This is a genomic window from Arenimonas maotaiensis, from assembly GCF_014638745.1.
GTDB classification, from domain to species: Bacteria; Pseudomonadota; Gammaproteobacteria; order Xanthomonadales; family Xanthomonadaceae; genus Arenimonas; species Arenimonas maotaiensis.
This window is the reverse complement of the sequence record NZ_BMFO01000004.1, coordinates 16,956-37,985: the sequence shown is the minus strand read 5'-3', so window position 1 is coordinate 37,985 and position 21,030 is coordinate 16,956. Positions and strand designations below refer to the sequence as shown.

20 protein-coding genes and 1 tRNA gene are annotated in these 21,030 nt (G+C 67.6%); 8 read left to right on the top strand and 13 right to left on the bottom strand.

Annotated elements, in window-relative coordinates:
- Window positions 1-14: 14 nt before the first annotated feature.
- Entirely contained in the window at window positions 15-1,100 is a 1,086-nt protein-coding gene (gene dksA, locus IEV56_RS10700) for an RNA polymerase-binding protein DksA (protein ID WP_188450040.1), read from the bottom strand.
- Window positions 1,101-1,185: 85 nt separating this feature from the next.
- Between dksA and yidD the strand changes: the two genes are divergently transcribed.
- Together yidD and pyrC are read left to right on the top strand one after the other, a co-directional pair.
- On the top strand, window positions 1,186-1,422 hold the full coding sequence (gene yidD, locus IEV56_RS09040; protein ID WP_229730235.1) for a membrane protein insertion efficiency factor YidD: 237 nt from the start codon (window positions 1,186-1,188) through the stop codon (window positions 1,420-1,422).
- 19 nt (window positions 1,423-1,441) lie between these two features.
- Entirely contained in the window at window positions 1,442-2,473 is a 1,032-nt protein-coding gene (gene pyrC, locus IEV56_RS09035; protein ID WP_188450039.1) for a dihydroorotase, read from the top strand.
- A gap of 3 nt (window positions 2,474-2,476) precedes the next feature.
- Here pyrC and IEV56_RS09030 read toward each other — a convergent pair whose 3' ends face one another.
- Genes IEV56_RS09030 through efp form a run of 5 tightly spaced genes read right to left on the bottom strand, consistent with a single transcriptional unit; the run spans window position 2,477 to window position 6,495 of the window.
- Window positions 2,477-3,223 carry an isoprenoid biosynthesis enzyme family protein gene (locus tag IEV56_RS09030; RefSeq protein WP_188450038.1) on the bottom strand — a complete coding sequence of 249 codons (747 nt, stop codon included), beginning with the start codon at window positions 3,221-3,223 and terminating at the stop codon, window positions 2,477-2,479.
- Window positions 3,223-3,894, bottom strand: coding sequence for a phosphoglycolate phosphatase (gene gph / locus IEV56_RS09025; RefSeq protein WP_188450037.1), 672 nt, complete (start codon window positions 3,892-3,894; stop codon window positions 3,223-3,225). The genes IEV56_RS09030 and gph overlap by 1 nt, the downstream gene beginning before the upstream one ends.
- A complete protein-coding gene (ubiG, locus tag IEV56_RS09020; RefSeq protein ID WP_188450036.1) occupies window positions 3,887-4,591 on the bottom strand; it encodes a bifunctional 2-polyprenyl-6-hydroxyphenol methylase/3-demethylubiquinol 3-O-methyltransferase UbiG in 705 nt (234 codons plus the stop codon). The genes gph and ubiG overlap by 8 nt, the downstream gene beginning before the upstream one ends.
- On the bottom strand, window positions 4,588-5,925 hold the full coding sequence (locus IEV56_RS09015; protein ID WP_188450035.1) for a TRZ/ATZ family hydrolase: 1,338 nt from the start codon (window positions 5,923-5,925) through the stop codon (window positions 4,588-4,590). The genes ubiG and IEV56_RS09015 overlap by 4 nt, the downstream gene beginning before the upstream one ends.
- A gap of 3 nt (window positions 5,926-5,928) precedes the next feature.
- Window positions 5,929-6,495, bottom strand: coding sequence for an elongation factor P (efp, locus tag IEV56_RS09010; RefSeq protein WP_188450034.1), 567 nt, complete (start codon window positions 6,493-6,495; stop codon window positions 5,929-5,931).
- Between the two features lie 87 nt (window positions 6,496-6,582).
- Here efp and epmB point away from each other — a divergent pair, with 87 nt between their 5' ends.
- Together epmB and IEV56_RS09000 are read left to right on the top strand one after the other, a co-directional pair.
- Window positions 6,583-7,590 (top strand): EF-P beta-lysylation protein EpmB, encoded by a 1,008-nt coding sequence (gene epmB, locus IEV56_RS09005; protein ID WP_188450033.1) that lies wholly within the window; start codon window positions 6,583-6,585, stop codon window positions 7,588-7,590.
- A 59-nt stretch (window positions 7,591-7,649) separates the two neighbouring features.
- Window positions 7,650-9,728 carry an EAL domain-containing response regulator gene (locus IEV56_RS09000; protein ID WP_188450032.1) on the top strand — a complete coding sequence of 693 codons (2,079 nt, stop codon included), beginning with the start codon at window positions 7,650-7,652 and terminating at the stop codon, window positions 9,726-9,728.
- A gap of 69 nt (window positions 9,729-9,797) precedes the next feature.
- Here IEV56_RS09000 and htpX read toward each other — a convergent pair whose 3' ends face one another.
- A complete protein-coding gene (htpX, locus tag IEV56_RS08995; RefSeq protein ID WP_188450031.1) occupies window positions 9,798-10,691 on the bottom strand; it encodes a protease HtpX in 894 nt (297 codons plus the stop codon).
- A gap of 78 nt (window positions 10,692-10,769) precedes the next feature.
- Here htpX and gluQRS point away from each other — a divergent pair, with 78 nt between their 5' ends.
- A complete protein-coding gene (gluQRS, locus tag IEV56_RS08990) occupies window positions 10,770-11,648 on the top strand; it encodes a tRNA glutamyl-Q(34) synthetase GluQRS (protein WP_188450030.1) in 879 nt (292 codons plus the stop codon).
- Here gluQRS and IEV56_RS08985 read toward each other — a convergent pair.
- Window positions 11,626-12,594, bottom strand: coding sequence for a formylglycine-generating enzyme family protein (locus IEV56_RS08985; protein WP_188450029.1), 969 nt, complete (start codon window positions 12,592-12,594; stop codon window positions 11,626-11,628). The genes gluQRS and IEV56_RS08985 overlap by 23 nt on opposite strands.
- A gap of 82 nt (window positions 12,595-12,676) precedes the next feature.
- Here IEV56_RS08985 and rnd point away from each other — a divergent pair, with 82 nt between their 5' ends.
- The 3 genes from rnd (at window position 12,677) to IEV56_RS08970 (ending at window position 14,278) form a co-directional block, all read left to right on the top strand.
- Window positions 12,677-13,783, top strand: a complete 1,107-nt coding sequence (gene rnd / locus IEV56_RS08980) for a ribonuclease D (protein ID WP_188450028.1) — start codon at window positions 12,677-12,679, stop codon at window positions 13,781-13,783.
- Between the two features lie 33 nt (window positions 13,784-13,816).
- A tRNA-Ala gene (locus IEV56_RS08975) sits at window positions 13,817-13,892 on the top strand.
- A 56-nt stretch (window positions 13,893-13,948) separates the two neighbouring features.
- The gene (locus tag IEV56_RS08970; protein WP_188450027.1) at window positions 13,949-14,278 is read left to right on the top strand and encodes a hypothetical protein; all 330 of its coding nucleotides are present in this window, start codon (window positions 13,949-13,951) and stop codon (window positions 14,276-14,278) included.
- Between the two features lie 12 nt (window positions 14,279-14,290).
- Here the strand turns inward: IEV56_RS08970 and IEV56_RS08965 are convergent, their stop codons facing one another.
- The 5 genes from IEV56_RS08965 to IEV56_RS08945 all read right to left on the bottom strand — a co-directional run bounded on the left by IEV56_RS08965 (window position 14,291) and on the right by IEV56_RS08945 (window position 21,030).
- On the bottom strand, window positions 14,291-15,040 hold the full coding sequence (locus tag IEV56_RS08965) for a sulfurtransferase (RefSeq protein WP_188450026.1): 750 nt from the start codon (window positions 15,038-15,040) through the stop codon (window positions 14,291-14,293).
- 62 nt (window positions 15,041-15,102) lie between these two features.
- Window positions 15,103-17,175 (bottom strand): oxidoreductase, encoded by a 2,073-nt coding sequence (locus tag IEV56_RS08960; RefSeq protein ID WP_188450025.1) that lies wholly within the window; start codon window positions 17,173-17,175, stop codon window positions 15,103-15,105.
- An 11-nt stretch (window positions 17,176-17,186) separates the two neighbouring features.
- On the bottom strand, window positions 17,187-18,563 hold the full coding sequence (locus tag IEV56_RS08955) for an amino acid permease (protein WP_188450024.1): 1,377 nt from the start codon (window positions 18,561-18,563) through the stop codon (window positions 17,187-17,189).
- Window positions 18,560-19,873: a metal-dependent hydrolase family protein gene (locus tag IEV56_RS08950; RefSeq protein WP_188450023.1), complete on the bottom strand. Its 1,314-nt coding sequence runs from the start codon at window positions 19,871-19,873 to the stop codon at window positions 18,560-18,562. Before IEV56_RS08950 ends, IEV56_RS08955 begins: the two co-directional genes overlap by 4 nt.
- Window positions 19,873-21,030 carry a DmpA family aminopeptidase gene (locus tag IEV56_RS08945; protein WP_188450022.1) on the bottom strand — a complete coding sequence of 386 codons (1,158 nt, stop codon included), beginning with the start codon at window positions 21,028-21,030 and terminating at the stop codon, window positions 19,873-19,875. The genes IEV56_RS08950 and IEV56_RS08945 overlap by 1 nt, the downstream gene beginning before the upstream one ends.

Below are 21,030 nucleotides of genomic sequence, written 5' to 3'. Positions count from 1 at the left end.
CGGCCTGGCGGAAATCAATCGCCGAGCTGTTTCTTCTTGTGTTCCCAGCGCTCCTGGGCGTCGACGGTGCGCTCGGCCATCGGGCGCCCTTCCAGGCGCTTGATGCCGATCTCCTCGCCGGTATCGACGCAATAGCCGTAGGTGCCGTCGTCGATGGTGGCGATGATCTTGTCGATCTTGTACAGCAGCTTTCGGTAACGGTCGCGGGTGCGCAGCTCGAAGAAGTTCTCGGTCTCGCGCGAGGCGCGTTCGGCCTCGTCGCCAACGTCGCGCGCTTCTTCCTTCAGCTCGTTGATGGTTTCCTGGGTGGCGCTCAGCAGCTTCTCGCGTTCGGCCAGCAGCTTCTGGCGGAAATACTCGAGCTGGTAATCGTTCATGTACTCTTCGCTCTCGCTCGGCTTGTAGCCGGGCGGCAACTGGACGCGCCGCACCGACTTCTGCTTCAGGGCGGTTTCGGCGACGATCTCGCGTTTGACGTAACCGGCACGCGCGCCTTTGCGGGCAGGCTTGGCGGCGGGTTTCGGAACGGGTACGGCGGGCACGGCTTTTTCGGGGGTCTTTACGGCTTGGGGCACGATCTTCTTCGCTTGCGGTTTCTGGACTTCGGACGTCTTTACGGCAGGAACCTTGGCGATGGGCTTGCTCGGTTTTACTGCGGACTTCGGTACGGGCTTGGGGGCCGGCTTGACGGGCGCCTTGACGGCGACCTTCTTGACCGGTGCCTTGACGACGGGCTTTTTGGCGGGTTTCGCCGCCGGCTTCTTCGGCAAGGGCTTTTTGGTTTTCGCCGGCGCCGGCTTGACCGCTTTCTTCTGCGGCTTGGCGGCGGGCTTTTTCTGCGGCGCTTTTTTGATCGGCGCTTTTTTGATCGGCGCTTTCTTGACGACGGCTTTCTTCGCCGGCGCTTTTTTGACGGCGGGCTTCTTGGCCGCGGCCTTCTTCACGGGAGCTTTTTTGACCGGCGCCTTCTTGGCGGCGGCTTTTTTGACCACGGCCTTTTTCACGGGCGGCTTGGCTTTCACGGCCGGTTTCTTGACGGGCTTGGCGGCGGCTTTCTTGACCGGCTTCTTGCCGGGTTTTACCGTTTTCTTGTTGGCCACGTGGGGGTTTCCTCTTCGTGTTTAGGCTCGAGACACCTTTTATAGCCTACACTATAGACCTTCGCAAGATGCGCGGTGCTATTTTATGCTGAAATCGCTGGCCTTGCTATTGATACGCGGATATCAGCTGATGATCAGCCCGATGCTCGGCAGCAATTGCCGCTTCTCGCCAACCTGTTCGGCCTACGCCATGCAGGCCATCGAGCGCTTCGGCTTCTTCCGCGGCGGCTGGCTGACCGCGCGCCGGATCGCACGCTGCCATCCCTTCCACCCCGGCGGCTACGATCCGGTGCCCGAGCGCACCGGTACGATCCGCCATTGATTCCCGCCGAACCGACGCCATGACCGATACCCTGACCCTGATCCGCCCGGACGACTGGCACATCCATTTCCGCGACGGCGCCGCCATGCACAGCGTGCTGCCGGATACCGCGCGCGTGTTCGCCCGCGCCATCGCGATGCCGAACCTGAAGCCGCCGGTGCTGACCCTGGCCGACGCCCAAGCTTACCGCGACCGGCTGCTGCAGGCCGCGCGCGGCACCGCGTTCCAACCGCTGATGACGCTGTACCTGACCGACAACACCCGGCCGGAAGACATCCGGGCCGCGCAGGCCAGCGGCGTCGTGCAGGCGGTGAAGTACTATCCGGCCGGCGCCACCACCAATTCCGACTCCGGGGTGACCGACATCGCCAAGGCCGCCAAGGCCATCGCGGCGTTGGAGGAATGCGGCATGCCGTTGCTGCTGCACGGCGAAGTCACCGATGCCGAGGTCGATATCTTCGATCGCGAAGCGGTGTTCATCGAACGCCATCTGGTCCCGCTGCTGCGCGACTTTCCGAACCTGAAGATCGTGCTCGAGCACATCACCACCCGCCAGGCCGCGGAGTTCGTGGCGGCCGCGCCGGCGAACGTGGCCGCCACCATCACCGCGCATCACCTGCTGTACAACCGCAACGCGATCTTCCAGGGCGGCATCCGGCCGCATATGTATTGCCTGCCCGTGCTCAAGCGCGAACCGCACCGGCTGGCGCTGGTGGCGGCCGCCACCGGCGGCAGTCCGAAATTCTTCCTCGGCACCGACAGCGCGCCGCATGCGCTCGGCGCCAAGGAATCGGCCTGCGGCTGCGCCGGCATCTACACCGCGCACGCCGCCATCGAGCTGTACGCCGAGGCGTTCGAGGACGCCGGCGCACTCGACCGTCTGGAAAGCTTCGCCAGCCTGCATGGCCCGGACTTCTACGGCTTGCCGCGCAATACCGACACCATCACGTTGAAACGCGAAGCCTGGACCGTGCCGCAAACCCTGCCCTTGGGCGAAGAATCGCTGTCGCCGCTGAAAGCCGGCGAATCGCTGCGCTGGAAAGTGGTCTAAATTTTAGCGCGAACGCACGGCGCGCCAGGCATCCCAGACATGCCCCGGGCCGGGGCGTGGGCCGGCATCGGCAGCAAGCGCCCTGATGCGACGGCGCAGGAAGCGCCGCTGCGCCTCGCGGAACCAGTTGCCGGCCGCCGTACGCGGCACCGCCGCCTCGAGTTCAGCCAACCAATCGCGGCGCAACGCCGGCGGCGGCGCATTGTCGGCGAACGCCGCATAACGCGCGCGCAGATGCAACGGCAGCATGCCGCGGTCGAAAGCGGCCAAACCATCCGGCAGCCGCAACACCAGCCATTCGGCGATCAGGCTATCGGCATCCGTGGCGTGCGCGCGGCTGGCGAACACCGCGGCCTCGCAGGCCGATACGGCCTCGGCGAACGGCCGCAGTCGGGCGAACAATGAGGTGGTGTCGCCGGCGAGGAGCGGCACGTCGCGGACCACGGACAGCATCGGCACCGCCATCGCCGCGAACGGCGCATCGACATCGGCCAAGGCCTGCGTGAGCGGATGGCGCGGCGCGCCGCCTTGCAGGCGCTGCAGTTCCTCGGCCCACCAACCGGTCTTGCCGTCGCGCACGGCCTCATGCTCCAAGGTGAACGCAGCCGAATGCAGTTCGAACAGCAGACTGGCCCAGGCCGCGGCCGACAGCCGCTGCGCCGGCGGCACGAACAGGTCCAGCACCGTCTGTTCCGGCCAGGCGGCGCGCCATTTGGCGGCGAATGCCTGCAGGGAATCGCCGGCGTCCATCACAGACCGTGCAGCAGGCCGCGTTCGATCAGCTCCAGCGGCGCCTCGATCAGGGCATCGGCCCGCCAACGGGCCGGGTCATCGTCGAGCGGACGGTAACCCCAGAGCGCGCCGACCGAGCGCATGCCGGCGGCGTTGGCGGCCTGCACGTCGCGCTCGTCGTCGCCGACATATACCGTACGCACCGGCGGTACCGTCAGTTGCGCGCAGGCATGCAGCAGCTGGTCGGGCTCGGGCTTCTTGCGCGGCAGGCTGTCGCCGCCGAGCAGGATGGCGCTGCGCGACTGCCAGCCGAGCTTGCGCACCAGCGGCTCGGCCAGATAGTACGGCTTATTGGTGACGATGCCCCAGCGCGGACCGAGCGCCTCGATGCGCTCGAGCAGGTCGGCGACGCCGTCGAACAGGCGGCTGTGCTCGGCCAGACGGCGCTCGTACTCGGCCAGGAATTCCGGCAGCAAGGACTCGCGCGCGGCCTCGTCGGCCTGCTTGAAGCTCTGCTTGAGCATGGCGCGGGCGCCTTTGGACACCACCGGGCGGAATTCCTCAAACGCCACCGGCGGCTCGGACTTCGCGGCCAACAGGGCGTCCATCGCGGCATGCAGGTCGCGCGCGCTGTCGAGCAGGGTGCCGTCCAGGTCGAACAGCACCAACGGGGCGATGGTTTCAGACATTCGGTTTTTCGGCCGCCATCAGATAGTTCACCGCGGCGTTGCCGGTGATCGCGGCGCGGCGGGTGATCGGATTGTAAGACAGGCCGCTGACGTCGCGCAGTTCGAAGCCGGCCGCGCGCAACGCCGCCGCCAGCTCCGAGGGCTTGATGAAGCTGCGGTAGTCGTGCGTGCCCTTGGGCAGCAGGCGCGCCACGTATTCGGCGCCGACGATGGCCAACGCGAAGGCGGCCGGGGTGCGGTTCAGGGTGGACAACAGCAGCATGCCGCCGGGCGCGAGCAAGGTGAAACAGGCGCGCAACACCGACGCCGGATCGGGCACGTGTTCCAGCATCTCCATGCAGGTGACCGCATCGAAGCTGCCGGGACATTCCGCGGCCAGGTCTTCGGCAGAGACCACGCGGTATTCGGCCTGACGGCCGGATTCGAGCAGATGCAGCTGCGCCACGTCGATCAATTCCGGCGACAGGTCGATGCCGGTGACCCGGGCGCCCTCGCCGGCCATGGCTTCGCTCAACAGACCGGCGCCGCAGCCGACGTCGAGCACGCGTGCTCCGCGCAGAGCGTGGTGCCGGCGGACGTAGTCCAGACGGACCGGATTGAGTTCATGCAGCGGCCGTTGCGGGCCGTTCGGATCCCACCAGCGGCTGGCGAGCGCGCCGAATTTGGCGATTTCCTGCGGGTTGACGTTGGCGTTCATGCGCGGGGTACCTGTCGGATGGTCTGTTGCCAGTGGCGGGCATTGGCGGCCAAGCGGTCGGTGTCGATGTCGACGAGCCGGCGGTCGCGCAGTTTGGCGCTGCCGGCGATCCAGACGTCGCGCACCCAATGGCGGGCGCCGGCATACACCAACTGCGACACCGCATCGTACAGCGGCAGGGCCTCCAACGCCGACAGCTCGACGGTGATCAGATCGGCCTGCTTGCCGACTTCCAGCGAGCCGATTTCGGACTCCAGGCCCATGGCGCGGGCGCCGCCCAGGGTCGCGGCGTACAGCGCCTGGTCGGCGTTGAACACCGTGGCGTCACGCGACACCGCCTTGGCCAGCAGCGCGGCGGTGCGCAGTTCGTCGAACATGTCGAGGTCGTTGTTGCTGGCGCAGCCGTCGGTGCCGATGGCGACGTTGACGCCGGCGGCCAGCAGGTCGCCGGTCGGGCAGAAACCCGAGGCCAGTTTCAGGTTGGACTGCGGGCAATGCACCACCGACACGCCACGTTCGGCGCACAGGGCGATTTCGGCCGGATCCAGCTGGGTCATGTGCACGGCGGTCAGGCGCTCATTCACCAAGCCCAGGCGCTCTAGCCGCGCCAACGGCCGCTGGCCGTATTGTTGCATCGAGTCGGCGATTTCCTGCGCGGTCTCGTGCACATGGCAATGCACCGGCAGGTCGAGCTGCTCGGCGTAGCGGCGGATGCGCTCGAAGCCGGCGTCGTTCACCGTGTACGGCGCGTGCGGCGTCATGCTGAAGCTCAGCAGCGGATCGCTGCGGTAGGCGTCATGCACGGCCAGACCCTTGTCGAAGTATTCGTCCTGGCTGGCGGCCCAAGCCGAGGGGAAATCGATGACCGGGATGCTGACCGCGGCACGGAAGCCGAGGCGGCGGTAGGTGCGCGCCAGGGCGTCGGGGAAGAAATAGTTCTCGTTGCAGCAGGTGGTGCCGCCGCGCAGCATCTCGGCCACCGCCAGCTCCACGCCGTCGGCGATGAAGTCCGGTGCCATCACCGCGCGCTCGATCGGCCAGATGTGCTCGTTGAGCCAAGGCATCAGCGCCAAATCGTCGGCGACGCCGCGCAGCAGCGTCATCGGATTGTGGCAATGGGCGTTGACCAGCCCGGGCAACAGCGCGGCGTCCGGGCGGCTGACGGTCTCGGCCAGCGCGAAGCGCGCACGCGCCTCGGCTACAGGCAATACGGCGACGATGCGGCCGGCGCTGACCGCGACGGCGTGGTTTTCCAGTACCGCGCCGGCGGGCCGGACCGGAATCACCCAGCCGGCTTCGATCAGCAGATCACAGGCCTGCGGGGCGCCGGTCATGGCTTACTTGACCCGGCTGACGTATTCGCCGGAACGGGTGTCGACCTTGATGATTTCGTCCTGGCCGACGAACAGCGGCACGCGCACCGTGGCGCCGGTCTCCAGCTTGGCCGGCTTGCCGCCGCCGCCGGAGGTGTCGCCGCGCAGGCCGGGGTCGGTCTCGACGATCTTGAGCTCGACGAAGTTCGGCGGCGTGACCGCGATCGGCTGGCCGTTCCACAGGGTGACCACGCAATCCTCTTCGCCCTTCAGCCATTTCCAGGCGTCGCCGGTGGCGTTCTTGTCGGCCTGCACCTGCTCGAAGGTCTCCTGCTGCATGAAGTGCCAGTATTCGCCGTCGCTGTACAGGAACTGCATGTCGGTATCCATGACGTCGGCGGCCTCGACGTTGTCGGTCGCCTTCATGGTGATTTCCTGGATGCGGCCGGACTTGATGAAGCGGAACTTCATGCGGGTGAAGGCCTGACCCTTGCCCGGCTTCACGTACTCGGTTTCGGTGATGACGCAGGGTTCGTTGTTGACCAGGATCTTCATGCCGTTCTTCACATCGTTCATGCCATAGCTGGCCATACTTTCGCTCCCGAATTCCCCGCGCCGAAGCCGGCGGGGTACAATAAGTCGTTGATCGACGCGGCCGGACGGCCGCCCTAGCCCTCTATGATAACCGCCAAACCCCCTTCCCCTCAAATGCCGGACTGGCAGCGGCTCTGGCGCGACAGCCTGCGCGATCCGGCCGAACTGCTGCGGCTGCTGGGACTGGAGGGCTACGCCGACCGTCTATCGGAGGCCGGGCGCACCGAATTCGCGTTCCGGGTGCCGCGCGGGTTCGCCGCCAAGATGCGCCCGGGCGACATCGACGACCCGCTGCTGCGGCAGGTGCTGCCCCTGCGCGGAGAGGAACTGGACGTGGCCGGATTCGGCGTCGATGCGGTCGGCGACCTGGCCGCGCGCGGCGGCCCGGGCATCCTGCACAAATACCGCGGCCGCGCCCTGCTGGTGGCCACCGGCGCCTGCGCCGTCAACTGCCGCTATTGCTTCCGCCGCCACTTCCCGTATGCCGAGGAAACCGCGGCGGCCGGCCAGTGGCAGGCCGCCGTCGACTATCTGGCGGACGACGAATCGATCCACGAGGTGCTGCTGTCCGGCGGCGATCCGCTGTCGCTGTCGACCGCCAAGCTCAAGACCCTGACCGACGCCTTGGCCGGCATTCCGCATCTGCGCCGCCTGCGTATCCACACCCGGTTGCCGATCGTGCTGCCGGAGCGCGTCGATGCCGAATTCACCGGCTGGCTGGCGGCCCTGCCTTGGCCGACCACGGTGGTGGTGCATGCCAACCACGGCAACGAACTGTGCGGCGAGGTGGCCGCGGCGCTGGCGCGCTTGCGCGCGGCCGGCGCCGTCCTGCTCAACCAATCGGTGCTACTGGCCGGCGTCAACGACGACGGCGACGCGCTGAGCGCGCTGTCGGAGCGCCTGTTCGAATGCGGCGTGCTGCCTTATTACCTGCACCAGCTCGACAAAGTGCGCGGCGCGGCGCATTTCGCGGTCGAGGACGCCCGCGCGCGCGGCCTGCATCAGGAGTTGATGCGGCGACTGCCCGGTTACCTGGTGCCGAAGCTGGTGCGCGAAATCGCCGGCGAGCCGCATAAAACCCCGCTGGCTTAGCCCTTTCCGCCGGTTTTTTGCTATTGTTACGGACAGCAAGAGAATACGGAAGTCTCCCCATGTCGAAACTCGAACAGGCGCTGCGCCTGCTGATCGTCGAAGTGCAGCTGGAACAGGCCGAGTTCATGATCAGCCACATCCGCAACGGCGGCATCGCCGTGCGGCCGGAGCGCGCCGAGGACGACGCCCAGTTCGACGACATCGTGGCCAACAGCCGGACCGACATCGTGCTGGTCGCCGCCAATCCGGTGCTGCCGCTGGAGCAGGCGGTCGAGCGCATCAAACGCCAGGGCAAGGACATTCCGGTGATCGCCGTGCTCGAGCACCTGAGCGACGAAGCGGTGCTGGACGCGCTCGGCAAGGGCGCCGCCGACGCGGTCATCCGCGGCGAGCCGGCGCACATCCGGCACGTCATCCGCCGGCAGTTCCTGGCCCTGCTCAACCGCCGCTCGGTGCGCCATTTCGAGGCCGACCTGCGCGAATCGGAGCGCCGCTGCGACGCGTTGATCGAATCCTCGCGCGACCCAATCGCCTACATCCACGACGGCATGCACATCCGCGCCAACGAATCCTACCTGCAGATGTTCGGCTACGAGAGCTTCGACGAGCTGGAGGGCATGCCGATCCTCGACCTGATCGACGCCGGCCAGCAGGCCGCGTTCAAGCAGATCGTCAAGGACTTCGCCAAGACCCGCCAATGCCCGCCCTCGATCCGCGTCGGCATCCATCCGGCCGACGGCTCCGCGGCCGAGGTCGAATTCGAGATGATGCCGGCCAGCTACGACGGCGAACTCTGCCTACAGCTGGTGGCGCGCCCGCAATTGGCCGACAGCCAGCTCAGCGAGCAGCTGCGCGAACTCAAGGACCGCGATCCGAACACCATGCTGTTCAACCGCAAGTACTTCATGGGCCAGCTGGAGACCGCCGTCGGCCGCGCCGGCGCCGGCACCGGCAACCAGGCGGTGCTGCTGGTGGAGCCGAACCAGTTCGAGCAGCGCACCCGCAACCTGGACATCGGCTTGGTCGACCAGCTGATGATCGAGTTCGCCGCGAAGCTGACGACGCTGACCGCCGAGGACGGCGTCTGCTTCCACCTGCGCGACCACACGCTGGCCGTGCTCTGCCCCGACAGCCGTTTCGAGGACACCGTGGCCCTGTGCGAACGCATCCACGCCGGCTTCGACAACGTGCTGCTGGAAGTCGGCGACAGCTCGATCGGCTTCAGCGTCAGCGTGGCCGGCGTGCAGATCACCGAACAGAACGCCAGCGTGCCGGAAATCCTGAACACCGCCAACCGGCTGCTGCAGTCGATGGACGGCCTGGGCGGCAACCGCTTCGAGGTGTTCGACCCGGCGGCCGGCGAACGCGCCGACGCCGAACTCGACAAAGCCTGGCGCGAACGCATCCTGAAGGCGTTGGCCGGCGGCGAGTTCGTGCTGAACTACCAGCCGGTCATCAATCTGACGCAGGAAAGCGACATCGAGAGCTATGAGCTGCTGATCCGCCTGCCCTCGCAGGAAGGCGAGCAGATCGCGCCCGACCATTTCCTGCCGATCGCGCAGCGCCACGGCCTGATCGACGACATCGACCGCTGGGTGGTCGGCCAGGCCATCGCCCTGCTGGCCGAGCGCCAACGCCGCGGTATCGACACCCAGATCTTCGTCAAGATCTCGCCGGAATCGGTGCAGGACATCTCGCTGGCGCATCTGATTTCCGCCGCCCTGCGCGCGCACGAGGTCGAAGGCCGGCGTCTGATCCTGGAATTGCCGGAATCGCAGATCATCACCCGCCTGAAGGACGTGCAGGCGTTCAAGGCCGCCATCAAGCCGCTCGGCGTGCGCCTGAGCCTGACCCAGTTCGGCACCAGCGTCGACTCGCTGAAGATGCTCGGCCACTTCGACGCGGACATGATCAAGATCGACCGCAGCTTCATCGAGGACCTGGACAAGAACCCGCAACACCAGGCCAAGATCCGCGAATTCGTGCAGCACGCGCGCGACCTGGACAAGGCCACCATGGCCGAATTCGTGTCCGACGCCGCCACCGTCGGCCTGCTGTTCAGCGCCGGCGTCGACTGGATCCAAGGCAATTTCCTGTCGCCGCCGCTGACCCAGATGACCTTCGACTTCAGCACCTGAGCCGCGGACGCCGGCCATGAAAAAACCGCCGTCGCCGGCGGTTTTTTTCGTTTCGGAACGCCGCCGGGCTCAGCGGCTGACCGCCGAACCGGCGTCGCGCAGGGCCTGGATGCGGACTTCCAGCGGCGGGTGGGTCATCATCAGCGCGCCGATGCCCGACTTCAGGCCGCCGGAGATGCCGAACGCGGCGATTTGGGTCGGCAGGCTACTTTGGCCGTGGTTTTGGGCCAAGCGCTGCAGCGCGGCGATCATCTTCTCGCGGCCGGCCAGGCTGGCGCCGCCGGCATCGGCGCGGAACTCGCGCTGGCGGCTGAACCAGGCGGTGATGAAGGACGCGAACAGGCCGAACACCAGGTCGAGCACGAACACCACGATGAAGTAGCCGAAGCCCGGGCCGTTGTCGCGGTTGCCGAACACCACGGAATCGACCACGCGGCCGACCACGCGCGACAGCACGATGACGAAGGTGTTCATCACGCCCTGCAGCAGGGCCATAGTCACCATGTCGCCGTTGGCGACGTGGCTGACCTCGTGGCCGAGCACGGCCTCGGCCTCGTCGCGGCTCATCGAGCGCAGCAGGCCGGTGGACACCGCCACCAGCGAGTTGTTGCGGCTCGGGCCGGTGGCGAAGGCGTTGATTTCCGGCGCGTCGTAGATGCCGACTTCCGGCATGGCGATGCCGGCTTTCTCGGCCTGGCGGCGAACGGTGGACACCAGCCACTGCTCGAGTTCGCCCTGCGGCGTTTCGATGATGTGCATGCCGGTCTGGCGCTTGGCGACCCATTTCGAGATCATCAGCGAAATCAGCGAACCGCCGAAGCCGAAAACGACCGCGAACACCAGCAGGGTGCCGTTATTGCCGAGGGTGATGCCGAACACGTTCTGCAGCACGCTGAGCACGATGCTGAGCAGCAGCAGGACGGCCAGGTTGGTGGCGAGGAACAACGCGATGCGTTTGAACATGGTGAAACCCTTTGTGGATTGGCTTGGATTGACGATAATGAATTGTAGCCAAATTCCGAAAAATCAAGTGAAATTTCCGTGACCCAGACCTCCCCGCCCCGCGGCCGCTTCGCGCCCTCGCCCACCGGCCCGCTGCACTTGGGCTCGCTGGTGGCGGCGCTGGGCAGCTACCTGATGGCGAAAAGCCACAGCGGGCAATGGCTTATCCGCGTCGAGGACATCGATCCACCGCGCGAAATCGCCGGCATGGCGCGCCGTCAGCTGGACGAACTGGCCCGCTTCGGGCTGGAATCGGATGAACCGGTGCTGTACCAGTCCGGGCGTTCGATGCACTACGATGCGGCATTGGCGCGCTTGTTGGCCGACGGCAAGGCGTTTTACTGCAGCTGCACCCGTACGCAATTGGCCGCCGCCGGCGGCATCCACCGCGCCTGCGTGGCGCCGGTCGATCCGCGGCACGCCGCCATCCGGCTACGGGTGCCGGATGCCGAAATCGGCTTCGACGACCTGCTGTACGGCCGGCAGATGCAACGGCTCGACGAAGCCGTCGGCGATGTGGTGCTCAAGCGCGCCGACGGCCTGTACGCCTATCAGTTGGCGGTGGTGGTGGACGATGCGTTGCAGGGCATCACCCAGGTCGTGCGCGGCGCCGACCTGCTGGACTCGACCCCGCGCCAGATCTTCCTGCAACGCCAGCTCGGCTACCCGCAGCCTGAATATGCGCACATCCCGCTGGTGCTGGACGTCGGCGGCCACAAGCTGTCGAAATCGCACTGGGCCGCGGCCCTCGCCGATGAAGACCGGTTCGAGGCGTTCCGCGCCGCCTGGCGGCATCTGGGCCAGGACGCGGCGGTACTGGCGCGCGGACGCCCGATGGCGGCCAATCTGGCCGCGGCCGTCGCGCATTTCGATCATGCGGCGCTGGCCGTGACGGTTACAGCTCGCGCGCGACCCTGAAGCCCAGACGCGGGTTGCTGCGGTCGGCATCGGCCGGCAGACGGAAGGACATCCGGGATTGATCGACCGAACTCAGCCAGGCGCTACCGCGCTGCACGCGCTGCCGGCAACCGGGATTGACCCAAGCGTCGCCGTCGGCCGGCGCGCGGCGGTAGTTTTCATGCCAGCAGTCCTCGACCCACTCCGAGACGTTGCCGAGCATGTCGAAGGTGCCGAACGGCTCGCTGGCGTAGCTGCGCACCGGCGCCAGCGCCCAATGGCCGTCGGCGTAGTTGGTGATGGCGTTGCGCCAGTTGCGGCCGTTCGGAAAGCGGTCGCGATCGCCGGCCAGATTGCCCTGCCGCGGATGCTTCGGTTTGTCGCCCCAGGGATAGACGCTCTCGCCGCCGGCGCGCAGCACGTATTCCCACTCGGCTTCGCTCGGCAGGCGATAGCGGCGGCCGCTGCGCTCCGACAACCAGCGCGTGTAAGCATGCGCATCGGCATACGCCACATGCACCACCGGCTGTTCGGGTCGCGCCGGCTTGCCGAGGTGGTCGTGGCGCCAGTCGACCCCCACGCCGCGCACCAACCGGCCGCTGGCCAGATCGAACACCTCGCTGTAGCCGCGCCGCTCGGCCAGGCTGACGTACCCGCTGCGGCGCACGAATTCGGCGAACTGCGCCACCGTGGTTTCGGTGCGCGCCAGCGCGAACGGCTGGGCGAACACGACCCGATGCGCCGGCTTCTCGCTGTCGGGCGCCTGCTTATCGCGTTTCGAGGCGCCGAGGTCGAAGTCGCCGGCCGGAATCACCACCAGATCCGGCCCGTACCATCCCGGCGCCAGACGGTCGGCGAAGATGCGGCCGGGCACCAGATCGCCGTCGGACGTGGCGGACATGGCCGGCGCGATCGCCGGCGCGCGCTCGCGTCGGCCGCAGCCGGCCGGCAACAGCAGGACGAGCAACAGAATCCACGCGGGGGACGGCGAACGGTGCGGCATCGGCGGTGCGGGCTTGGGTGGGGCAAGTGTTAAGCTACCTTATCCCATGACACAAGAAACCGCTATGCTTTGGCTGGACACGCCTGACGACTTAACCCGATTTTTACAAAAACACCCCAGCCCCCGCTTCGTCGGGATGGATACCGAATTCGTCCGCGAACGCACCTATTTTCCGCAATTGGCGCTGGTACAGATCGTCATCGACGACGATATCGCCCTGATCGACGCCGCCAAGCCCGAGGTGGCGGCGCTGCTCAAGCCGATGCTGGAAGATCCCGGCATCCTCAAGATCATGCATTCCTGCAGCGAAGACCTGCAGGCTTTCAAGGCCGGTTGCCGATCGGTACCGAGCCCCGTGTTCGATACCCAGATCGCCGCCGCGCTGTGCGGCTTGGGCGCCGGCCTGAGCTACCTCAAGCTGGTCGAACAGCTGTGCGGGGTGACGTTGGAAAAGGGCGAGACCCGCTCCGACTGGCTGCAACGTCCGCTGACCGAGTCGCAGAGGCATTACGCCGCCGACGACGTGCGCTTCCTGATGCCGATTTACGCGCAGCTGCAGGAACGGCTGGCGGCTCTGGGCCGGGAAGCCTGGTTGCAGGCCGATTGCGCGCGGGCCTCGGCCGCAGCCGCCGAGGAGCGCCCGGACGCCAATCCGCACCTGTCGATTCGCAGCAACCAGCCGCTGGACGCCGAAGCCCAGATCCGCCTGCGCCGCCTGCTGCTGTGGCGCGATGCGCGCGCCATCGAACGCGACAAACCCAAACGCTGGATCATCGACAACGACGCCGCTTTCGCCTTGGCCCGTGCCCCGATCGCCCGCATCGAGGACCTGGACGCGATCCTGTCGCGCTACCCGAAATCGCCGAAAAGCGCGCGCCAACACCTGTTCGCACTGCTGGAAAAACCGATCGACGCCGAGGAGCGCCGGATTCCGCTGGCCGGCGAACCGGATGCGGCGCAAAAGGCCCGGCTCAAGGCCCTGCAGCAGGCGGTGGCGGCCAAGGCGGCCGAACTGGGCGTGCCGGACGGACTGCTGTGTTCGCGCAAGCACCTGGAATACCTGCTGGATACCGGCGAATGGCCGCCGGTGCTGGCCGGCTGGCGGCGCGAATTGCTGGCCGGATCCTTCGCGCCGATCCTGGCCACGGCTTGAACCGGAACCCCGATTGGATTAGCATATGCGTACGGGTCCGTAGCTCAGCTGGGAGAGCGCGTCGTTCGCAATGACGAGGTCAGGAGTTCGATCCTCCTCGGATCCACCAAATCCAAAGGCCGCCTCCGGGCGGCCTTTCCACTGTTGACGACGGAGGAACCGCCGATGGCCGCCCGCCCCCTGCTTCTGGCCCTTGCCCTGCTCGCCCCCGGCGCGGCGCAGGCGCAACAATCCGCCGCCGAACCGAAATCGGTCAACAGCCCGTACCCGCGCTTCTACTACAAGCTCGGCACGGTCAAGGGCGCGGTGCTGACGGTATACGTGACCGGCGAGTTCTACGAGCTGTACATCTGGGAGAAGGAAACCCTGTTGGCGCCGGTGTTCGCCGAAAGCCAGGCGAAAAACAAACTGCTGGCCACCATCGCGCTGCGCGACGCCAAAAGCGGCAAGACCGTCGGCACCTATTCGCCGAAAGACGGCCTGAGCATGCTGTAAGGCCCCCGCGCCTCAGAAACCCGGATCGGCGATCAGCGGTTGCAGTTGCGGATCGAGCGCGATGCGGTCGTCGAACACGAAACAGCGGCCGTCGTAATGGGCGCCGCCCACTTTCTCGAAATAGCCCAGGATGCCGCCTTCCAACTGGTAGCAGTGCGCGTAGCCTTCGGCCTGCATGCCCAACACCGATTTCTCGCAGCGGATGCCGCCGGTACAGAAACTGACCACGGTTTTGCCGGCCAGCGCCTCACGCCGTTCGGCGATGGCCTGCGGCAGCTCGGTGAAGCGCGTGATACCGAAGTTCAGTGCGCCTCGGAAGGTGCCGTATTCGACCTCCTCGGCGTTGCGGGTGTCCAGCAACGCCACTTCCCGGCCGTCGTCGTCATGCCCCTGCGCCAGCCAGCGCGCCAGAGTTTCCGGCGCCACCGACGGGGCGCGGCCCTCATCGGGGCGCAGGCTCGGGTCGCGATAGGTGATGATTTCGGCCTTGCGCTTGACCCGCAGGCGCCCGAATGGCACGAACGCGCTGCGGCTGTACTTCACCTCCAGCCCGGCGAAGCGCGGATCGGCCTGCAGCTCCGCCAGGAACCCGACGATGCCGGCATCACTGCCCGCCAGGAAGATGTTGATGCCCTCCGGCGACACCAGCACGGTGCCGAGCAGATCCTGCGCCCGGCACAGATCCGTGATCCACGCGGCGACGGCATCGACGTCGGCGATGCGGACGAAACGGTAGGCGGCGATGTTCTGGATGTCGGGCATGGGTGCGCTCGCGTGGGGCGGCTATTTTAACCCGCGCGCCGCCGGCCTGACCGCCCGCGGCCTCAGAAGCGCTGACGCACCCGCCGGAACGGCACGTCGCCGGCATCGCCGTTCTCGCCCGGGGCGGCCTCGAATTCGCGCGCGAAGCGGTGGCCGGCGTACACGGCATGCGCGATCAGGCCCGGCGCTTCGGCGTCGCCCAGGCAGCGCACCTGCGTGATGCCGGCGGCCTGCCAGTCGCCTTGGCGCGCCAGCAGATCCTGATACAGCGCATCGTTCGGCAGACGCATGGTGACGGTCACCACCGAACTCACCGGCAGCCGCAGCGTGTCCTCGGACCAGACGCAGGCCAATCGCGCCTGGCCGCCGTCGAACGCCTCCAGCGTTTTCGCGGTGTGCAGATGCACGCCGAGTTTGCGCAGGCGCTTCTGGATATGCCGGTAATCCAGCGTATTGGCCGTCCAGCCGGCGATGGTATCTTCCGGCGTGACGTAATGCACTTCATGGCCGCGCGCGGCCAGCACTTCGGCCAGCACGCTGGCCAGGTAGAAACCGTCGTCGTCGTACAGCAATACCGGGCCGGCGTCCGGGAAACGGCCGGCCATCAGGTCGTCGGGGGTGAACACCTGCGCCGAATCATGGCCGATGAACGGCGCGCTGGCCGCGCGGCCGATGCCGGTGCGCACCCAGTGCGCGCCGGTGGCGATGACCACGGCGTCGGCGCCGATGGCCAGCACATCCTCGGCGCCCAGCTCGTTGCCGCGGAACACCGACACGTTCGGCATCGGCTCGATACGGCCGACCCGCCAATCGCGCACCCGGCGCCATTCGCTCAGGCCCGGCAGCGCCGATTCCTTCAGCACCCGACCGCCGAGCTGCTCGCCGGCTTCGGCCAGCATCACCTCGTAACCGCGCTGGCCCAGCGCGCGCGTGGCCTCCAGCCCGGCCGGACCGGCGCCGACCACCAGCACGCGCTTCTCCGACTTGCGCGCCGGGATGTGTTCCGGATGCCAGCCCTTGCGCCACTCCTCGCCCATGCTCGGGTTCTGCGTGCAGCGGATCGGGGTGATGGTCATGTCGCCGGACACGCAGATGTTGCAGCCGATGCACTCGCGGATGCTGTCGATGGCGCCAGTCTCGATCTTCTTCGGCAGGAACGGATCGGCGATCGACGGCCGCGCCGCGCCGATCAAATCGAGCGCGCCTTCGCGCACCAGGCGCGCCATGGTGTCCGGCGAGGTGAAGCGGCCGACGCCGACCACCGGCTTGGAGGTGGCCTGCTTGACCCAGGCGGTGAACGGCTGCTGGTAGCCTTCGGCGCCGAAGCGCGAGGTCAGCGAATCGTTGTACCAGGCCGCGACGTTGACATCCCACAGATCCGGCAGGTCGGCCAGATGCTGCACGATCTCCTTGGCCTCGGCGTTCTGCACGCCGCCTTCGCCCAGGAACTCCTCGGTGGCGAAACGCAACGCCACCGCGCAGGTGTCGCCGACCGCGTCCTTGGTGTCCTGCAGCACCTCGCGCAGCAGGCGCAGGCGGTTCTCCAGGCTGCCGCCGTAGTCGTCGGTGCGCTGGTTGCGGCGGCGCTGCAAAAAGTGCATGGCCAGCGACAGGTCGTGCGCGGCGTACACGTACACGATGTCGAAGCCGGCCCGCTTGGCGCGGATGGCCGCGTTTTTGTGCCAACGCCGGTACTCGCGGATATCGTGCAGGGTCATCGCCCGCGCCTGCAGCGGATAGCCGTACTTCAGCGGCGTCGGCGACGGCGACAGCGGCACTTCCCGGCTGTACAGGTTGGAGGCGGTGTAGCCGTTGTGGGTCAGCTCCACGGCCGACAGCGCGCCGTGCGCCTTGACCTTCTCGCACATCAGCGCCAAGGTCGGGATGTCGCCGTCGTCCCACAGCCGGGCTTCCACGTACGGCGTGACATCGCCGCTGGGGTGGATTTCGCATTCTTCGGTGCTGACCACGGCCCAGCCGCCCTGGGCCTTGATCTCGCGCATGGCGGCGTGCGCCTCGGGCATCTGATGGCCCATGCCGTTGCAGTGCGGTACCTGATAGAAGCGGTTGCGGGCGGTGACCGGGCCGATTTGGACCGGCTCGAACAGGATGTCGTAACGGGGATCGCGTGCCATGGAAATCGATCTCAAACGGAGAAATGGGTCAATACGTGCAAAGCCGGCACTGCCAGCACCAGCGGCAGGCTGGCCAACGCCGCCAAGCGGCGGCCGCGGCGCAGGAAGAACAGCGGTACCGCCAGGGAGAGCAGGAAGAAGCCCCATTGCACGGCATCGCGGCCGGCGCCGGCCAAGGCCCAGAGCACATACAGCGCCGCCAACGCGGCGATCGGCAGCAACAGCGGCAGCCGTCCGCCGAGGCGCAGCACGCCGCGGTGGTGCAAGACCAGCGCGCCGAGCGCGCAGCCCAGATACATCACCAGCGTTGCGGTGGTCGAGATCAAAATCAGAAAGTTGAAGATCTGCACCATCGACTTGCCGTAGTTAGTCAGCACCACCGCGCTCAGCAGCACACCGGACACCACCAACCCGAACGCCGGCGTGCCGTGCGCCGACAGCCGGCCGAACGCGGCCGGGAACACGCCGGCCTTGGCCATCTGGTACGGCAGTTCGCCCTGCAGCAGGATCCAGCCGCTGAGCGCGCCCAAGCCGCTGATGGCCGCGAACGCCGCCAGCCAGTGGCCGCTGGATTCGCCCCAGAAGCGGCCGATGACCTCGGCGAACGGCGCGTTCGACGCCGCCAGGGTGTCGCTCGGCACCAGCAGCAGAATCAGGGTGCAGACGCTGATATAGACCACGGCGGTGATCGCCGTGCCCCAGAGCGTGGCGCGCGGGATATTGCGCTCGGGATCGATTACCCGCTCGCCGGCGACCGAGGCCGACTCCAGGCCGAGGAACGCCCACAGCGTCAGCGTGGCGGCGGCGGTCACGCCTTCCAGCCGGTACTCGTGCGCCAGGATGCGCGCCGGCTGCAGGCGCGCATCGCCCTGCAGCAGTAGCCAGACGCCGAGCGCGATCACCGCCAGAAGCGGCAACAGCTTGAGCGCGGTGGTGACGATCTGCAGGCCGCCGGTCTCGCGGGCGCCGCGCACGTTCAAGGCGATGAAGGCCCAGACGAAGCCGAGCGTGACCGTGGCCGCCAGCGCAGTGGACGACGCGATGGCCGGAAACAGGTTGGACAGGTAGCTGACCGCCATGGTGGCGATGGCGGCGTTGCCGATCACCAGCGAAACCCAATAGCCCCAAGCCACCACGAAGCCGGGCAGTTCGCCGAAGGCCATGCGCGTGTAAGCGTACGGCCCCTGCTCCTGCGGCACGCGCTGCGACAGCGAGGAGAACACCGCCGCCATCAACAGGCTGCCGGCGGCGGTCAGCACCCAGCCGAGCACGCTGTCCAGGCCGTACGGCGCCAGCGAGGCCGGCAGCAGGAACACGCCCGAGCCGATCATATTGCCCATCACCAGCGCCAGGCACATCCAGAATCCGAGTTGCTTGCCGCGGCTCATAACGACTCCTTGCCGGCGTGCAGCACGCCGTCCTTGACCACCCAGCGCACGCGGGCGGTGCATTCGATGCGCTCGACCGGATCGCAGGCCAAGGCCACCAGGTCGGCGGCTTTGCCCGGCGCGATCGAGCCGAGCTCGCGTTCGCGGCGCAGCAGCTCGGCCGCGCGCACGGTGGCCGACTGGATGGCCTGCATCGGCGTCATGCCGTAACGGACCATGTACGGGAACTGCTTGGCGTTGTCGCCGTGCGGATACACGCCGGCGTCGGTGCCGTAGGCGATGCGTGCGCCGGCCCGCACCGCCTTGGCGAAGGCCTCGCGCTGGGCGCGGGTGGTAGCCAGGTTCTTGCGCAGCGCCTCGTCGCTCCAGCCTTGGGCGCGGCCGACGCTGTCGATGTAATCGCCGTTGTAGATGTCCATCACCAGCCAGGTACCGTGCGCGGCGGCCAGCGCGATGCCGTCGTCATCGAGCAGCGAGGCGTGCTCGACCGAACGCACGCCGGCGCGGATGGCGGATCGGATGCCTTCGGCGCCGTGCGCGTGGCCGGCCACGTCGCGCTGGCGCCGGGACGCGGCGGCCACCGCGGCGCGGATTTCGTCTTCGCCGTATTCCGAGGTCTTGACGTCGGTACCGTCGGTCAGCACCGCGCCGGTGACAATCATCTTCACCCAATCCACGCCATGGTCGAGGATGGCGTCGGTGCGGGCAGCGACCTCGTCCGCGCCGCGCGCCACACCTTGGCGCATGCGCGCCGGGATGCGCTCGGCATCCACCAAGCCGGACACTTCACCGCCACCGCCGGGCACCGTGAGATACGCGCCGGACACGAACATGCGCGGCCCCGGCACTTGGCCCTTGGCGATGGCGTCGCGCAGGACGATATCGCTGAAGCCGTTGTAGGCACCGACGTCGCGCACGGTGGTGAAGCCGGCCTGCAGGGTGACGCGCGCGTTGGCGACGCCGGCCAGCACGTCGCCCTCGGGCGTGGCCTTCAGGTAGTCCTCGACGTCGGCGTACAGGATGTCGCCGAGCAAGTGCGTATGCATGTCCATGAAGCCCGGCGTCACGGTGTAGGCCGACCAATCAAGCAGACGCGCGCCCTTTTCAGCACCGCTGCGGTATGGCGCGACCGAGACGATGCGGCCGTTTTCGACGCGCACGGCTTGGTCGCCGAGCACCTGGCCGCGGTCGACGTCGACCAGACGGCCGGCACGTATCAGCAGGGATTCGGCTTGTACGCCGGGCGCGAGGCAAAACGCCGCCAGGACGGCGGCGCTGCGGGCAATCGTGTGCAACAGGGAGTGGTTCATCAAGGGGTCTTCGTCGGCTTGCGGTAGCGCCGATACTGCTTCAGCAAGTCTACCAGAGCGGCATGCTCGATGGCCTTGGCGTAGCGGCCGTCGACGCCGTCCATCACGTCCTCGGCGGCGACCAGGGAATTGACGATGGCTTCCTCGCAGGCCTGCACGGTGGCCTCGAACAGCGGATCGAGCGCGTCGTTGGCCAGGAACCCGGCCTGGCGCAGGCCGCCCTGCCGGGCGCCGGTGTTGGCGGTGGAGAATGCGATGAAGATGTCGCCCGAGCCGTTGCCGGCGTACGAGCCCATGCGCGCCAGCCCCATGGTGGCGCGCTTGGCGATGCGTTTCAGCTGGTGCGGCAGCAAGGGCGCGTCGGTGGCGACCACGATGATGATCGAGCCGGTGTCGGCCGGGGTTTCCATCGATTCGCTGTACACGCGGTCGGCGCGCAGATGCCGGCCGACCGGCACGCCGGCGACCAGCAGCGAATCGCGCAAGCCGTAATTGGCCTGCACCAGCACGCCCAGCGTGTAATCGGCGCCGTCGACGCGGATGCGGCGCGAAGCGGTGCCGATGCCGCACTTGAATTCGTGGCAGACCATGCCGCTGCCGCCGCCGACGTTGCCTTCGGCCACCGGGCCGGAACGCGCGCCCTCGATGGCCTGCACCGCGTGCTCGGGCGTGACGTGGAAGCCGTTGATGTCGTTCAGGTGTCCGTCCCAGGTTTCGGCCACCACCGGCAACGACCACCAGTAGCCGGTGTCGTCGGCGCCGCCGCGCGCCACCCGCCAGGCGATGGTGGCGTCGCGCACCACGCCGACGCTGTGGGTGTTGGTCAGCAGGATCGGCCCTTCCACCTGGCCGGACTCCTCGATCCAGGCGGTGCCGGTCATCTCGCCATTGCCGTTCTGCGCGAACCAGGCGCCGAATACCGGCGTATCGGCGGTATCCGCGCCGCGCGGCAGCACCGCGGTGACGCCGGTGTGGATGGCCTTGCCGGCGCCGGAGCGGCCATGCAGGGTGCTGTGCCCGACGGTCACGCCGGCGACATCGGTGATGGCGTTCAGCGGACCGGGCGCGCCGTCGAACGGCACGCCGAGGTCACGCGCGCGCTCAGCCGCCGACAGCGGCAGGCTCAGGGCCAGAAGCAGGGTCAGGCAGGGTTTCAT